Source organism: Synechococcus sp. SynAce01 (assembly GCF_001885215.1).
GTDB classification, from domain to species: Bacteria; Cyanobacteriota; Cyanobacteriia; order PCC-6307; family Cyanobiaceae; genus Regnicoccus; species Regnicoccus frigidus.
This window is the reverse complement of the sequence record NZ_CP018091.1, coordinates 761,475-776,295: the sequence shown is the minus strand read 5'-3', so window position 1 is coordinate 776,295 and position 14,821 is coordinate 761,475. Positions and strand designations below refer to the sequence as shown.

Sequence of the window (14,821 nt, the reverse complement as noted above, 5' to 3'; positions counted from 1 at the left end):
TTGAGCGCATGTTCAGGCTGGTCGATGCGGGTTGACACGAACGACGACACGGCTAGCCGCCCCGCCAGCCACCCCGCCAGCCGCCCTGACTGGGTGGTCGATGCCGTGATCGTGCAGATCTTCCCCGACCGCTTTCGCCGCAGCGGCAAGGTGGCGGCCCAGCAGGGGCTGGCCCTGCAGCCGTGGGGGGAGGACCCGGCCGCCCAGGGGTTTCAAGGCGGTGATCTCTACGGCGTGATCGAGGCGCTCGACGATCTCCAGGAACTTGGCGCCACCTGCCTCTATCTCAATCCGGTCTTCGCCTCAGCCGCCAACCACCGCTATCACACCTTCGAGTATTTCCAGGTGGACCCGCTGCTGGGGGGCAACGGCGCCCTGGCCGCTCTGGTGGCGGAGCTGCATCGCCGCGGCATGCGCCTGATCCTCGATGGCGTCTTCAACCACTGCGGCCGCGGCTTCTGGGCCTTCCATCACCTGCTCGAGAACGGGCCGCTCTCGCCCTACGTGGATTGGTTCCACGTGGAGCACTGGCCACTGAACCCCTACGGCGGTGGCGGTGGTGGTGGCGGTGGCGCTGCTGCAAAGGACGGCTCTTGTGGCTACCACTGCTGGTGGAACGATCCGGCCCTGCCCAGCTTCAACCACGCCAACCCGGCGGTGCGGGCCTATCTGCTGGCGGTGGCGCGGCACTGGATTGCCGCCGGGGTGGATGGCTGGCGGCTGGATGTGCCCGATGAGGTACCCGACGACTTCTGGCGGGAGTTCCGGGCGGTGGTGCGCGCTGAGCGGCCCGACGCCTGGATCGTCGGCGAGCTCTGGCGCGACGCCCGCCCCTGGCTGCAGAGCGGGCTGTTCGACGGCACGATGAACTACCCGCTGGCCTGGGCGATCCTCGGCTGGGTCGGCGCCAGGCAGGTGCCGGCTCAGCTGCGGCTGCCGGCCCTGCCCGAGCCCCCCTACCAGCCCCTGGATCAGGCCGGCTTCCGCGCCAGGGTTGAGGAGGTGCTGGGTTGGTACGGCCCGGCGATCAACCGCTGCCAGCTCAACCTGCTTGACAGCCATGACACCCCCCGGGCCCTGCATGTGCTCGGCGGCGACCGGGAGGCCCTGGCCCTGGCCCTGCTGCTCCTGTTCCTGCTGCCGGGTGCGCCCTGCCTCTATTACGGCACCGAGATGGGCCTCGCTGGTGGCACTGAACCCGGCTGCCGCGAGGCCATGCCCTGGGACGCTTTTCCCCTGGGCGCCGCGCCACCGCTGCGGCCGCTGCTGGCCGGGCTGAGTGCCCTGCGCCGTAGCCAGCCGGCCTTGCGCTCATCTGAGCTGGCCTTCACCGGTAGCGGCCACGATGATCTCCTGCAGCTGAGCCGGGGTGAAGGCCCGGAGCGGGTCTGGGTGGTGATCAATCGGGGGCTGCTGGCGCTGCCGTTGGCGCTGCCCGCCGGCGCCACCACGGTGCTTTGGCCACCGCAATCGGTGGGTGGGCCGCCGCCCCGCGAGCTGCCGCCCCAGCACGGGCTGGTGCTGGCCTTCCCGGCGAGCTGAGCAGATCTGGCGTCGCTACAGTGGCCACACACCAGATCTGGGGTGGGATTGGCACCGGATCCACTCGAGACCAGTCTGGACAGCACCCTCGAGACCGTCCTCGAGAGCCAGTTCGGCTGGAGTGACTTTCGGCCGGGCCAGCGGCCGGTGGTAGAGGCCCTGCTGGCCGGCCGTGACTGCCTGGCGGTGCTGCCCACCGGCGGTGGCAAGTCGCTCTGTTTCCAGTTGCCGGCCCTGGTGCGCCAGGGGCTGGTGCTGGTGATCTCGCCCCTGGTGGCGCTGATGCAGGACCAGGTGAGCCAGTTGCGGCGGCGCGGGATCCCGGCGGCCTGCCTGCACGGCGGCCTCGACACGGCCTCGCGCCACCGCCTGCACCGCCAGATCGAGGCCAATGGCCTGCGGCTGCTCTACCTCGCTCCGGAGCGGCTGCGCGCCGAGGCCACCCGCCGGCTGCTGGAGGAGGTGCTGGAGCAGGGCAGCCTGGTGGCTCTGGCCGTGGATGAGGCCCACTGCATCAGCGCCTGGGGCCATGACTTCCGGCCCGAGTACCGCCGGCTGGGGGAGTTGCGCGCCCTCTGCCCTGGCGTGCCGCTGGTGGCCCTGAGCGCCACGGCGGCCCCGCGGGTGCGGGCCGACATCATTCGCCTGCTGCAGTTGCGCCGGCCCCTGATCCAGGTGCGCTCGGCCCGTCGCCACAACCTCTGCTACGCCATGCGCCGGCGGCCGGCCGAGCCGCTGCCGGCGGTGCTTGAGGCGGTGGCCGCCGCCAGGGGGGCGGTGCTGATCTACGCGCGCACGCGGCGTTCGGTGGAGGCCTGGGCCGCCCGGCTCTCGGCGGCTGGGGTGGCGGCCATCGCTTATCACGCCGGTATGGATCCGGAGAGCCGACTGCTGGCCCTGGAGCATTTTCAGCAGCACCCCCGGCCCGTGCTGGTGGCCACGGTCGCCTTCGGCATGGGGGTCGACCGCTCCGATGTGGGCCTGGTCTTGCACCTGGACCTGCCGGCCAGCGCCGAGGGCTACCTGCAGGAGTCGGGCCGGGCGGGACGCGATGGGCTGCCGGCCCAGTGCCTGGTGCTGTTCGATCCGGCCGATCGCACCAGCCTGGGTTGGGCGATGCGGGCCTCGATGCGGCAGCTCACAGACGACGTGCAGGAGCAGGAGCGACCCCGCCTGGAGCTGGCCCAGCAGCAGCTCCGGCGCATGGAGGCGGTGGCGGAAGGGTCAACCTGCCGCGAGCAGACGCTGCTGCTGGCCGTCGGTGAGCTCGTGCCCCCCTGCGGTCGCTGTGACAACTGCAACGCCGGCAGCCGTCCCACCGATTGGTCGCTCGAGGTGGCCCAGGTGCTTCTGGCCCTGGAGCAGCGCAGCGGCTTTGATCTGCGCCGCCTGGCCGATGCCCTGGCCACGGCGGAATCAGAAGAGGATCGTTGGGGCTGGCTGGCTCGCCGCCTGGTCCAGGAAGAGCTGATCAGTGAGAGCGATGACGGCAGCCAGCGCCTGTGGTTGCGCTCGGCCGGCCGTCGCTATCTGCAGCAGCCGTGGCCGCTGCGCTGGGTCGCCTGAGCTCAGCAGGCATCAACGATCAGCCGTTCTTCAAAGTCGGCCTGGGGTGCGGCCCAGGTCTTCCAGACGCCGCCCTCGCCGGTGGTGTTGATCTTCTTGGCCGAGCAGTTCACCGCCAGAAACAGCTGCTGGCCCTGGTTATTGAGCGCGGACGCGACCTGGCTGCCTCCCAGGGGCTGCCAGGTGGTGAAATCCACCTGGATAGGGCCATAGGTGCGCCAGTCAGGCGGGCCGCCAGCGGCGGCTGTGGTTGCTGCGGCTGTGGTTGCTGGGGTGGTGGTGGCGGCAGTGGCTGGGGCGGCGGCGGTGGTTGCGGCTGGTGCTGGCGTGGCGGGTTTGGCCTGGGTTGCTTGGGGAGTGGCGGGTCTGGCTGGAGCAGGTTTCGCCGCCGCAGCTGGTGAACGCAGGGCCAGGCGGGTGCCGGCCTCCACCTTGTCGGGGCTGGAGATGGCGTTGAGCGACACCAGCCTGCTGACCGGCACGCCATAGAGCTCGGCAATGCCCGAGAGGGTTTCGCCGGGCCGCACCACATGCGTGCTGGCCGCTTTGTTCACCGCTGCTGGCCTGGAGGAGGCAGCAGCAGTGGCAGGAGCACCAGGCACCACCAGGAGGCGGCCCGCTTCCACATGGTCGGCGCGGCTGAGGTTGTTGAGATCCATCAGGCGGCGTACGGAGATGCCACTGCGTTCGGCGATCTCCGAGAGGGTTTCACCCGGTTTAACCCTGTAGGTGCCGCGTCCAGACGCTGCGCTGGCCGCGGGCCGGGTCGCCGGCAGGCGCAGGCTGGTGCCCGTTTGGATCAGATCGGCGCTCTTGATGCTGTTGAGCTGCATCAGCCTGGAGGTGGACACGCCGTAGCGCTCGGCAATCTGGGAGAGGGTTTCGCCCGGTTTCACCACATGCCTTTCGGCCGCCATGGCGGGCAGGGGCAACAGCAGGGCGAGGACCAGGGCGGCGAGGGAACGTCGCATGGACAGGGTCAGAAGCATGCTCGAACCATAAGGAGAACGCACCATTGCGCCAGCCCCCTGGCAGGGGTTCATCCCAGCAGCCGCTTGATCAGGCCGAGGCGGTCGCCGTAGGGCGGATAGCGGAACGGCAGATCGAACCGGAAGGGGCGTCTGAGCACGCTGCGATGGTGCGAGAAGGTGTCGAAGCCGGCTTTGCCGTGGTAGTTGCCCATGCCGCTGGCGCCCACGCCTCCGAACGGCAGTTCCGGCACCCCCACCTGCATCACCACGTCGTTGAAGCAGACCCCTCCCGAGCTCGTGCCGGCCAACAGGGTCTCCTGGGCCGAGAGGCTTTGGCTGAACAGATACAGGGCCAGGGGTTTGGGGGCGTCATTGATGCGGGCGATCGCCGCGGCCAGCGAGGGGACACTCAGCACGGGCAGTAAGGGCCCGAACAGTTCGTCGGCCATCAGCGGGTCGTCGGCCTGATCGACGGCCAGCAGGGTGGGGGCGATGCGCAGGCTCTCGGGATCGCTCTGGCCGCCGGCCAGGATCTGACCCCGTTGCCTGGCCCCCTCCAGCAGGGCCGAGAGCCGCTCGAACTGGCCCCGGTTGACGATCCTGGCCAGATCGGGCGAACGCAGCGGATCCGGGCCATAGGCCCGCAGGAATTCGGCCTCCAGGGCGCTGATCAGGGCGGGCCGCACCGCTTCTTCCACCAACAGGTGGTCGGGGGCGATGCAGGTCTGGCCGGCATTGAGGCCCTTCCCCCAGGCGATGCGCCGGGCGGTCACGGCCAGATCGGCATCGCTGAGCACCACCGCCGGGCTCTTGCCACCCAGTTCCAGCGTGACCGGGGTGAGATGGCGGGCGGCGGCGGCCATCACCAGGCGACCGACCCGGCCGCCGCCGGTGAAGAAGATGTGGTCAAAGTGCATCTCCAGCAGCTGCCGGGCGGTGTCGCCGTCGCCTTCCACCACCGCCACGGCAGCTGGATCGAGATGGCGACCGGCCAGCTCGGCGATCAGGGCCGAGGTGCGCGGGGCGTGTTCGGAGGGCTTGAGCACGGCTGTGTTCCCCGCCGCCAGCGCACTCACCAGGGGCTGCATCGAGAGCGAGAACGGATAGTTCCAGGGCCCGATGATCAGCACGCAGCCCAGGGGCTCGGCGATCAGCTGGGCCCGGCCGGGGCGTTGGGAGAGCGGCAACGACACGTTGCGGGGCGCCATCCAGCGCCGCAGCCGCCGTTGGGCCAGCTTCAGCTCCTGCCGCACCGCCACCAGCTCGAAGTAGGCCTCCACCGGCGGCTTGCCCAGGTCGGCGGCGAGGGCGTCGAGCACCGCCTGCTCATGACTGTTCAGCAGCTCGGCCATCCCCTCAAGTTGCTGGAGGCGCCAGGCCAGCGGAGCTGTGGTGCCCTGGCGCACCGGTTCGCGCAAGCGCTCCAGCGACAGCGCCAGAGCAGCAACGGCGATGGTGCTGGGCTGGCCGGTGCTGGAGAGGGTCATCGCTCAGGGGGACGCAGGCTCGAACTTCAGTGTGTCGTCTGGCCCAGGCCAACCGCAGGACGCTGCTGGCGGTTGGCTCCGCAGCAGGCAGAGGTCCTGGGTCCGTCAGCATCTCCTAACGTTGGTCGGGTTGGCTTGCTGCCTATGCACCCGAAACGGCTTGCTTCCTTGCTGGTGCAGGCAGGCCTGGTGCCGCTGTTGCTGCTGAGCAGCGCCTGCCGGCAGCCGCGCTCGACAGGGCCCGAGGCCCAGCAGGCTGCTGACCCGCGCCCCCTGGTGCTCACCACCTTCACCGTGCTGGCGGACATGGCGCGGCAGGTGGCAGGGGAGCACCTCCGGGTGGAATCGATCACCAAGCTGGGCACTGAAATCCATGGTTACGAGCCCACCCCCAGCGATCTGGAGCGGGCCAGCGGCGCCGATCTGGTGCTTGAAAACGGCCTGAGTCTCGAACTCTGGGCCCGGCGTTTCACCGCCGGTCTGCCCGAGTCAGCCCGGGTCAGCTTGAGCGAGGGGATCGAGCCGATGCCGATCGCTGAGGATGCCTACAAGGGCAAGCCCAATCCCCATGCCTGGATGTCCCCGAAGCTCGCTGAGATCTATGTGGAGAACATCCGCAAGGCCTTCACCAAGCTCGATCCCGCCAACGCCGAGGCTTACCGCCGCAATGCCGAGGCCTACCGCGCCCAGTTGCGCAGCCTCGATCGCGAACTCCACGCCAGCCTGTCGGCGATCCCCCCCGCGCAGCGGGTGCTGGCCACCTGCGAGGGAGCCTTTTCCTATCTGGCCCGGGATTACGGCCTGGAGGAGGCCTACCTCTGGCCGGTCAATGCCGAATCCCAGGTGACCCCCAAACGCATGGCGCGGTTGATCGCCCTGGTGCGCGAGCGTGAGGTGCCGGCGGTGTTCTGTGAGAGCACGGTGAGCGACGAAGCCCAGCGCCAGGTGGCCAAGGAAAGCGGCGCCCGTTTCGGCGGGGTGTTCTTCGTGGATTCGCTTTCGGCCGCCGATGGCCCGGCCCCATCCCTGCTGGGATTGCAGCGTCACAATGCGAAGACGCTGCTGGACGGCCTTGGCGGGAGTTGATCCGATGGAAGCGATCTTGAGCGAACCTGCCCCCAGCGAGCGCATCAGCGTCCGCAACCTCAGCGTCGACTATCACGGCATCGTTGCGCTCCACGACGTCTCCCTGCAGGTTCAGGCCAGCAGCCTCTGCGGGCTGGTGGGCATGAACGGCGCTGGCAAATCGACGCTGTTCAAGGCGTTGATGGGTTTTGTGCACCCCTCCAAAGGCAGCATCACCATCAATGGCCGGCCGCTGCGGCAGGCGCGCCGCAGCCAGGCCGTCGCCTACGTGCCCCAGATGGAGAGCGTGGATTGGAACTTCCCGGTGAATGTGGGCAACGTGGTGATGATGGGCCGCTATGGCGGTATGAACCTGCTGCGCATCCCCCGGCCAAGCGACCACAGGGCTGTGCGCGAGAGCCTGGAGCGGGTTGATCTCTGGCCCTTGCGCGATCGCCAGATCGGCGAACTCTCCGGTGGTCAGCGCAAGCGTGCCTTTCTCGCCCGGGCCCTGGCCCAAGGGGCTGCGGTGATGCTGCTCGATGAACCCTTCGCCGGCGTCGACATCCGCACCGAGAAACTGATGATCCAACTGTTTGAGCAGTTCCGCGCTGAAGGCCGCACCCTGCTGATCTCCACCCATGATTTCTCGCATGTGCGCGGCTTCTGTGATCAGGTGGTGCTGATCAACAAGACCGTGATGGCCTATGGCGAAACCTCGGAAGTGTTCACCGAGGAGAACCTGGCGCGCACCTTCAGCACCACCGCTCCCCAGGACCTGCTCCTGCCGCTCAAGGATGGAATCAGGTTGGGGGACTCGTGATGACAGCTGACATCGCCGCCTGGCTGCTCGAACCGATCCGCCATGACTTCATGGTGCGGGCGCTGTTGGTGAGCGCGTTGGTGGCGGCGGTCTGTGGGCTGCTCTCCTGCTTCATGACCCTCAAGGGTTGGGCCCTGATGGGGGATGCCGTTTCCCACGCCGTGATGCCCGGCGTGGTGATCGCCTATGCCCTCAATCTTCCCTTCGCGCTCGGTGCTTTCGTGTTCGGGGTGGGGTCGGTGGCGGTGATCGGTTTTGTCAAACAGATGACCCGGATCAAGGAAGACACGGTGATCGGCCTGGTGTTCACCGGCTTCTTTGCCCTTGGCTTGGTCCTGGTGTCAAAAATACGCAGCAACATTGATCTCACCCATATTCTCTTCGGCAATGTGCTGGGAATCAGTGACTCCGACATCCAGCAGACGGTGCTGATCAGCGCGGTGGTGCTGGTGGTGCTGATGGTGTTCCGCCGCGACCTGATCCTGTTTTGTTTTGACCCCACCCACGCCCGCTCGATCGGCATCAATACCGGCGTGCTCTATTACCTGCTGCTCTCGGTACTGTCCTTAGCCGCCGTCGCCGGTCTGCAGACCGTGGGCATCATCCTGGTGGTGGCCATGCTCGTCACGCCGGGGGCTACAGCCCACCTGCTCACCGATCGCTTTGACCGCATGGTCTGGATTGCCGTGGGCTCGGCGATGCTCTCGAGCCTCGTGGGCATCTACTGGAGCTACTGGATGGATGCCTCCACCGCCGGCTGCATCGTGCTCACCCAGACCGGCCTGTTCGTGCTCAGTTTTCTGTTTGCACCCCGCCATGGCGTGCTGGCCCAGCAGCGCCGCTGAATGGTTTTTCTGTAGATAGTTGGCTTTGGCCTGTATTCAGGCGCCAACAACTTGCCTAAACAAGTTGTGATCCTGATAGCGCCCTTGCAACGTTGAAAGCCCTTGACGAGAATTGAACTCGTGACCTCTCCCTTACCAAGGGAGTGCTCTACCGCTGAGCTACAAGGGCATGTGGAAGGTGGGCCGGGTTGGATTTGAACCAACGTAGGCGAAGCCAGCGGATTTACAGTCCGCCCCCATTAACCACTCGGGCACCGACCCGCACCACACCTCGTCAACTTACCAGCCAACCTCCCCCATGCATTTGCTCGTGCTGCACGGCCCCAATCTCAACCTGCTGGGCCGCCGTGAGCCCGGTCTTTATGGCACCACCAGCCTTGAGCAGATCAATCAGGGCCTGGCGGAGCGGGCGGCGGCGCTGGGGGTCACACTCAGCTGCTTTCAGAGCAACCATGAGGGCGAACTGGTGGACCGGATCCAGCAGGCCGCTGGTCAGAGCGCCGGCATCTTGATCAATGCCGGCGCCTACACCCACACGTCGATCGCCCTGCGTGATGCCCTGCTGGCGGTCTCCCTGCCCTTCGTGGAACTGCACCTCAGCAACACCCATGCCCGGGAGCCGTTCCGCCACACCTCCACCCTGGCGGCTGTGGCGGTGGGTGTGATCTGCGGCTTTGGCCCCACCAGCTACCGCCTCGCCCTAGACGGCCTGGTCGACCACCTGCGCGCAGCTTGATGAACGAAGCCACTGTGAGGACTGAAGCAACTGTTGGTGTCAGCTCTTCGGGGGTGAGGGTGCGCTGGTTGGCTGAACCCAGCAGCGGCGCCTGGCTGCAGCAGGCCCTGGCCCATCCCGCTGATCTGCTGATCGATCACGCCAACTGCGAGCGCAAGGCGGCTGGTGTGGCCCTGCAGCTGATGTTCCGCTACCCCTGCGATCCGGCCCTTGGCGCGGTGCTCAGCCCCCTGGCCCGCGAGGAGCTGGAGCATTTCGAGCGGGTGCTGGCCCTGTTGCAGCGCCGTGGCATTCCCCTGCGTCCGCTGGCGCCGCCGCCCTACGGCGCCGCTTTGGCCAAGTTGGTGCGCCGGCAGGAGCCGGGGCGCATGCTCGACAGCTTTCTGGTGGCCGGCTTGATCGAGGCCCGCAGCCACGAGCGCCTCGCCCTGCTGGCCGCCCATTGCCCCGACGCCGAACTGGCCGCGCTCTACGGCGACCTGCTGGCTAGCGAGGCCCGTCACTTCGGGCTCTATTGGGTGCTGTGCGAGCGCCGCTGGCCGCGATCGGCCGTGATCGAGCGGCTCGAGCAGCTGGCGGCTGAGGAGTCGGCGCTGCTGGTGGATCTGCACCCCCAGCCGCGCCTGCACAGCTGAATTTTGCTCGAATTGAACAGCTCAGTTCAGGCGAGCAGCGGAAAGCGCTCGGCGATCGGGTCGCCGGTGAAGTTGGCCACCCAGCCGGCGGGGTTGTTGAAGAAGCGCAGGGCGGTGAAGCGGGGGGAACTGCCCATGTCGAACCAGTGGCGGCTGCCGGCCGGCACGCGGATCAGGTCGTCGCGCTCGCAGAGCACCAGCAGCACCTCCTCCCCCAGATGCAGGCAGAACAGCCCACGGCCTTCCACGAAAAAGCGCACCTCGTCTTCGCTGTGGGTGTGCTCGGCGAGGAACTTCTGGCGCAGGGCCGCGCGCTCCGGGTGGTCGGGGACCAGGCGGATCGCGTCCACCGTGGGGTAGTCGCCCTGGGCCTGCAGCGCGGCAACCTCCGTGGCATAGGCCGCCAGGATCGCTGTGGCATCGGCATCGGCCGCCAGCTCGACTGTGGCCAGCCAGCGCTCAAAGCCGATGCCGCGGGCTGCCAGTTCAGCGGCGATCACGGCCCCGTCGTCGCTCTCCAGTTGGGCGGGGCCAACGCCAAGGCCATTGCCATTCCCAGCGGGATGGCAGGCGGCGTAGATCTGCAAACGGCTCAAGGGTCAGCGGGCTGGTGGAACCCGGGTTGGGCAGGACAATCAGCAAGTTTAGAAATCGAAGAGAACAAGGCGTTGAGCGAAGCCTTCGAGCGCAGCGGATTGGCCCCTGAGTCGCCACTGGATCCGTCGCTGGATCTGCCACTGGATCCACAGCCGGGCCTGGTGCTGGTGGGGGTGGGCCCCGGCGATCCCGACCTGCTCACCGTGGCGGCGGTGCGCGCGATCCGGGCTGCGGAGGTGGTCGCCTATCCGGTGGGGCGACAGGGCGGCGACGGAATGGCCGCGGCGATCGCGGCGCCCTGGCTGACGCCGCAGCAGGACCTGTTGCCGTTGCTGTTCCCGATGGTGGCCGCCGATGCGCCGCGTCGTCTGGCCTGGCGAGCGGCGGCCGATCGGCTGGCGGCGGAGGTGGCCGCCGGCCGGCGGGTGGTGTTGCTCTGTGAGGGGGATGTGTCGCTGTTTGCCAGCGCCTCCTATGCCCTGCTGGCCCTGGCGGAGCGTCACCCCAACTGTCCGCTGCGGCTGATCCCGGGCATCACCGCGCTGGCGGCGGCGGCGGCGGCGGCCCATTGGCCCCTGGCCCTGCAGCAGCAGGGGCTGCTGGTGCGAACCACACCGGATCAGCCCGAGGCCTTAGAAGCCCTGCTCGATCAGCTGCAGGAGCCACCGCCGGAGCAGCGCGCCAATCTGGTGCTGCTCAAGCTCGGCCGGCGCTGGTCCTGGGTGAGGCCGCTGCTGGCCCGCCGCCAGCTGCTGGCGGGCTGCCAGCTGGCCCAGCGCCTGGGCTGGCCCGATGAGCTGTTGGCAGCGGCCGAGCAGGTGCCGGCCGCCGAGCAGCCCTACTTCTCCCTGCTGCTGATCCGCCTGGGCTGGCCAGAGGTGCTCCCCTGATGGCACGCCAGATGCTTTGCTCTCCCCATCGCCAGCCGCCGCCATGACCCCGATCGAGTGGTTCTCCCTGCTCCATCCGGTGCTGATGATCCTGTTTGTCTATCCCGTGGTGGGGGCCACGATCCGGCTGGGAATCCTGGCGCGGGAGCGGCGGCTTGAGATCAACCCCCTGCCCGCCAGCGTCGGGGTGGAGCATGCCGACCACGGCCGCTGGGTTGGCTCCGGTGCGGTGGTGGCCGTGTTGATCGCCCTGATTCATTCGTTTCTCAGCGGCACCTCCCTCAGCAGTGCCGTCAGCTTTCCCCGCTTGGCGCTGTTGTTGCTGGTCTGTGCCGGCACCTTCGCGAGTCTGCTGGCGCTCTGGAGGGTGCGGCTGGCGGCGCTGCGGGCCAGCTTCGCTTTGCTCACCTGGGCCGGCCTGCTGGCGCTGGGCAGCCAGCCCGAGGTCTGGCGCCAGGCCGACAACCCGTTCAGCGGGGCCTTCTGGAGTTCCCACTACTGGAGCGGCATGTTGCTGATGGGCCTGTTGCTGTTTTCGATGGCGGCGGGGCCGGAGATCATCGCCTCGCTGCGCTTCCGGCGCCTGCATGTGAGCGCCAACCTGCTGGTGGCCGTGCTGCTGGCGGTGCAGGCGATCACCGGCAGCCGCGATTTGCTGGGCCTGCCCTTGAGCCGGCAGGGATCGGTTCAGGGGCAGCTCAGCGCCGCCCCATCCCTTTCCAGACCCGCCTCCCTGAGCAGGGCCAGCGCCTCGGCCAGGTTCGGCGCCCCCATCAGCTGACGGCGCAGCTGCGCCGCGCCAGCAAAGCCCTGGCAGGTCCAGCCGAGATGTTTGCGGGCGATCAGCAGGCCCTTGTCGCCCCTGGCCTCCACCAGGGCCGTGAGCTGCTCGGCCGCCAGCTGCAGTCGCTGCGTGGCCGTGGGGATCGGCGGCACCGGCCGGCCGCGTAGGGCCGCATCGATCCGCCCTACCAGCCAGGGGGCACCGAGGCTGCCCCGGCCCACCATCACCCCATCGGCGCCGGTGATCGCCAGGCAGGCGAGCGCCCGCTCCGGACTGGTCACATCGCCGTTGGCGATCACCGGAATGCGCAGGGCCCGCTTCACCGCGGCGATCGCGCCCCAGTCGGCCTCGCCGCTTAAGCCCTGCTCCCGGGTGCGGCCGTGCAGGGTCAGGGCCTGGGCACCAGCGTTCTCCAGGGCCAGGGCAAAGCCCAGCGGATCGGCGCTGCTGCCGCACCAGCCCAGCCGCGTTTTGACCGTGACCGGAATCCGCACCGCCCCGCTCACCGCCGCCACGATCCGCTGGGCCAGCTCCGGATCGCGCAGCAGGCCACTGCCGCCGCCCTTGCGGGCGATCTTGCGCACCGGGCAGCCCATGTTGATGTCGATCAGGAAGGCACCGGCGGCTTCGGCCCGCCGCGCCGCTTCGGCCATCGCCGCCGGACGGTGATCAAAGATTTGCACCGCGATCGGGCCGGTTTCGCCAGCTAAGTCCTCGAATTTCTCGCCGCCATGGCCGCGCTCCAGGCTGGTGGCGTGAACCATCTCGGTGAACAGCAGGGCCTCCGGCGCCCAACGCCGTACCAGGGAGCGGAAGATCCTGTCGCTCACACCCGCCAGCGGCGACTGAAACACGCGGCAATCGAGCTGGCGGGCTACGCCCCGGCCCGGCCAGCGCAGTGGAGGGGTCAGCATGGCTTCAGCAGCGGCAGGCCTCGATGCATCCCGATACCTTCCCGCTCAGCGCCGACCTGCTGCGGCGGATCCTCGACGACGAGTTCAGCGATCGCTTCGTCTGTGAATTGGTCTGGCAACGGCTGGGCTACCGGCCCGAGTCGGCCGGCCAGCCCTGGAGTGCCGGTCCCCAGACACCACAGGAGTGGGCCGAGGCCTATCCGCTGGCCCCGGAGCTGATCGCCGAGCGTCCCGCCAGCGTCAGGCTCACCCGCTCGATCGCGGCGCCCTACAAGCAATTGCTCAAGGAGCAGCTGGGATTCGCTGGCTACCGGATCGGTGAGCTCCATCCCCGCCGCACCCGCCGGGCCACGGCGGTGAACTGGTTGCTGGCCTGGCTGGCTGGCTGCGGCGAGCCGCTGCCGCAGAACGGGGCGCTTCCGCAGCAGCCCGGCGCTCTGTAGTGTCAAGAGTAGCCACGGTTTGGTTGAGATAAGTATTTTTGGCGCTTCCAGTCGTCGCCATTATCGGCCGCCCCAATGTGGGCAAGTCCACCTTCGTCAACAGGCTCTGCCGCAGCCGCGAAGCCATCGTTCATGACCAGCCCGGGGTCACCCGGGACCGCACCTACCAAGAAGGCTTCTGGGGAGATCGCACCTTCCGGGTGGTCGATACCGGCGGTCTGGTCTTTGACGACGACAGCGAATTTCTGCCGGAAATCCGCCAGCAAGCCAACCTGGCCATGGCCGAAGCGGCCGTCGCCGTGGTGGTGGTCGATGGTCAGCAGGGGCTCACTGCCGCCGATCAGTCCATCGCTGAATGGTTGCGCGGCCAGAAGGTGCCCGTGCTGCTGGCAGTCAACAAGTGTGAGTCGCCCGACCAGGGTCTGGCCATGGCCGCTGACTTCTGGGGGCTCGGCCTGGGCGAACCCCACCCCGTCTCGGCGATTCACGGGGCCGGCACCGGCGATCTGCTCGATAAGCTGATTGGCTTCCTGCCCCCCCACGACGAGCTCGAAGGCGAGGAGCCGATCCAATTGGCGATCATCGGCCGCCCGAATGTGGGCAAGTCGAGCTTGCTCAATGCGATCTGCGGCGAGCCCAGGGCGATCGTCAGCCCGATCCGTGGCACCACCCGCGACACGATCGACACGACGATCGAGCGCGAAGGCAAAACCTGGAAACTGCTTGACACCGCCGGCATTCGCCGTCGCCGCAGTGTCAGCTACGGCCCCGAATACTTCGGCATCACCCGCAGCTTCAAGGCGGTGGAACGCAGCGATGTCTGTGTGCTGGTGATCGACGCCCTCGACGGCGTCACCGAGCAGGATCAGCGCGTTGCCGGGCGCATCGAGGAAGACGGCCGCGCCTGCGTGGTGGTGGTCAACAAGTGGGACGCCATCGAAAAAGACAGCCACACCATGCCGGCGATGGAGAAGGAGCTGCGCGCCAAGCTCTATTTCCTCGATTGGGCGCCGATGCTGTTCACCTCCGCCCTCAGCGGCCAGCGGGTGGAGAGCATCTTTGCCTTGGCCCTGCTGGCGGTGGAGCAGCACCGGCGTCGGGTCACCACCTCGGTGGTGAACGAAGTGCTGCAGGAGGCGCTGAGCTGGCGCTCGCCCCCCACCAGCCGCGGCGGGCGCCAGGGACGCCTCTACTACGGCACCCAGGTGGCCACCCGGCCCCCCAGCTTCACGCTGTTCGTGAATGATCCGAAGCTGTTCGGTGAAACCTACCGGCGTTATGTGGAACGCCAGATCCGCGAAGGCCTGGGCTTCGATGGCTCGCCGATCAAGTTGTTCTGGCGTGGCAAGCAGGAACGGGATGCGGAGAAGGAGCTCAACCGCCAGCAGGCCCGCGCCACCGCCCACGCCGATTCCCGTTCCGATTCCCGTTCCGTGGCCCGCTCCAGGGGCGATTCCAAGACTGGTGCAACCGCTGATCTGGATGATTTAACGGCCGACTCCGCCGACGCCCCGCTGTCTTGA

Annotated in this window: 14 protein-coding genes, 2 tRNA genes and 1 pseudogene; 11 read left to right on the top strand and 6 right to left on the bottom strand. The window is 68.1% G+C overall.

What is annotated here, in order from left to right; all coding sequences use genetic code 11:
* Positions 1 to 24: 24 nt before the first annotated feature.
* Together BM449_RS04120 and BM449_RS04115 are read left to right on the top strand one after the other, a co-directional pair.
* Entirely contained in the window at positions 25 to 1,542 is a 1,518-nt protein-coding gene (locus tag BM449_RS04120) for a glycoside hydrolase family 13 protein (protein ID WP_083544376.1), read from the top strand.
* A gap of 75 nt (positions 1,543 to 1,617) precedes the next feature.
* Positions 1,618 to 3,108 carry an ATP-dependent DNA helicase RecQ gene (locus tag BM449_RS04115; protein ID WP_071801953.1) on the top strand — a complete coding sequence of 497 codons (1,491 nt, stop codon included), beginning with the start codon at positions 1,618 to 1,620 and terminating at the stop codon, positions 3,106 to 3,108.
* Positions 3,109 to 3,110: 2 nt separating this feature from the next.
* Here BM449_RS04115 and BM449_RS04110 read toward each other — a convergent pair whose 3' ends face one another.
* Positions 3,111 to 4,079, bottom strand: coding sequence for a LysM peptidoglycan-binding domain-containing protein (locus BM449_RS04110; protein WP_071801954.1), 969 nt, complete (start codon positions 4,077 to 4,079; stop codon positions 3,111 to 3,113).
* A gap of 68 nt (positions 4,080 to 4,147) precedes the next feature.
* Entirely contained in the window at positions 4,148 to 5,566 is a 1,419-nt protein-coding gene (locus tag BM449_RS04105; RefSeq protein ID WP_071800171.1) for an aldehyde dehydrogenase family protein, read from the bottom strand.
* Positions 5,567 to 5,734: 168 nt separating this feature from the next.
* On the opposite strand from BM449_RS04105, the gene BM449_RS04100 reads away from it, so the two are divergent.
* From BM449_RS04100 to BM449_RS04090, 3 genes are read left to right on the top strand one after another with little or no spacing between them, the layout of a single operon-like run.
* Positions 5,735 to 6,652, top strand: a complete 918-nt coding sequence (locus BM449_RS04100) for a metal ABC transporter substrate-binding protein (protein ID WP_311134024.1) — start codon at positions 5,735 to 5,737, stop codon at positions 6,650 to 6,652.
* A 4-nt stretch (positions 6,653 to 6,656) separates the two neighbouring features.
* Complete coding sequence (locus tag BM449_RS04095; RefSeq protein WP_071800169.1) at positions 6,657 to 7,454, top strand: metal ABC transporter ATP-binding protein; 798 nt, start codon at positions 6,657 to 6,659, stop codon at positions 7,452 to 7,454.
* Positions 7,454 to 8,299 (top strand): metal ABC transporter permease, encoded by an 846-nt coding sequence (locus tag BM449_RS04090; protein WP_071800168.1) that lies wholly within the window; start codon positions 7,454 to 7,456, stop codon positions 8,297 to 8,299. The genes BM449_RS04095 and BM449_RS04090 overlap by 1 nt, the downstream gene beginning before the upstream one ends.
* Positions 8,300 to 8,396: 97 nt before the next feature.
* Here the strand turns inward: BM449_RS04090 and BM449_RS04085 are convergent.
* Positions 8,397 to 8,468: transfer RNA gene (locus BM449_RS04085), tRNA-Thr, on the bottom strand.
* A gap of 10 nt (positions 8,469 to 8,478) precedes the next feature.
* Positions 8,479 to 8,560 (bottom strand) — tRNA-Tyr (locus tag BM449_RS04080).
* A gap of 37 nt (positions 8,561 to 8,597) precedes the next feature.
* On the opposite strand from BM449_RS04080, the gene aroQ reads away from it, so the two are divergent.
* Positions 8,598 to 9,035: a type II 3-dehydroquinate dehydratase gene (gene aroQ / locus BM449_RS04075; RefSeq protein WP_071800167.1), complete on the top strand. Its 438-nt coding sequence runs from the start codon at positions 8,598 to 8,600 to the stop codon at positions 9,033 to 9,035.
* On the top strand, positions 9,035 to 9,670 hold the full coding sequence (locus BM449_RS04070) for a tRNA-(ms[2]io[6]A)-hydroxylase (protein ID WP_071800166.1): 636 nt from the start codon (positions 9,035 to 9,037) through the stop codon (positions 9,668 to 9,670). Before aroQ ends, BM449_RS04070 begins: the two co-directional genes overlap by 1 nt.
* 26 nt (positions 9,671 to 9,696) lie before the next feature.
* Here the strand turns inward: BM449_RS04070 and BM449_RS04065 are convergent, their stop codons facing one another.
* A complete protein-coding gene (locus tag BM449_RS04065; RefSeq protein WP_233831242.1) occupies positions 9,697 to 10,251 on the bottom strand; it encodes an acireductone dioxygenase in 555 nt (184 codons plus the stop codon).
* A gap of 183 nt (positions 10,252 to 10,434) precedes the next feature.
* Here BM449_RS04065 and BM449_RS04060 point away from each other — a divergent pair, with 183 nt between their 5' ends.
* Both BM449_RS04060 and BM449_RS04055 read left to right on the top strand, forming a co-directional pair.
* Positions 10,435 to 11,157 (top strand): precorrin-2 C(20)-methyltransferase, encoded by a 723-nt coding sequence (locus tag BM449_RS04060; RefSeq protein ID WP_071801952.1) that lies wholly within the window; start codon positions 10,435 to 10,437, stop codon positions 11,155 to 11,157.
* A gap of 43 nt (positions 11,158 to 11,200) precedes the next feature.
* Positions 11,201 to 11,938: a DUF4079 domain-containing protein gene (locus tag BM449_RS04055; RefSeq protein WP_071800164.1), complete on the top strand. Its 738-nt coding sequence runs from the start codon at positions 11,201 to 11,203 to the stop codon at positions 11,936 to 11,938.
* On the opposite strand, the gene dusB is transcribed toward BM449_RS04055, so the two are convergent.
* A complete protein-coding gene (gene dusB, locus BM449_RS04050) occupies positions 11,845 to 12,855 on the bottom strand; it encodes a tRNA dihydrouridine synthase DusB (protein WP_071800163.1) in 1,011 nt (336 codons plus the stop codon). The genes BM449_RS04055 and dusB overlap by 94 nt on opposite strands.
* Positions 12,856 to 12,878: 23 nt before the next feature.
* Between dusB and BM449_RS04045 the strand changes: the two genes are divergently transcribed.
* Both BM449_RS04045 and der read left to right on the top strand, forming a co-directional pair.
* A complete protein-coding gene (locus BM449_RS04045) occupies positions 12,879 to 13,298 on the top strand; it encodes a DUF1823 family protein (RefSeq protein ID WP_071800162.1) in 420 nt (139 codons plus the stop codon).
* A 38-nt stretch (positions 13,299 to 13,336) separates the two neighbouring features.
* Positions 13,337 to 14,686 (top strand): annotated as a pseudogene (gene der, locus BM449_RS04040) (ribosome biogenesis GTPase Der); the annotation flags it as partial.
* Positions 14,687 to 14,821: the final 135 nt, after the last annotated feature.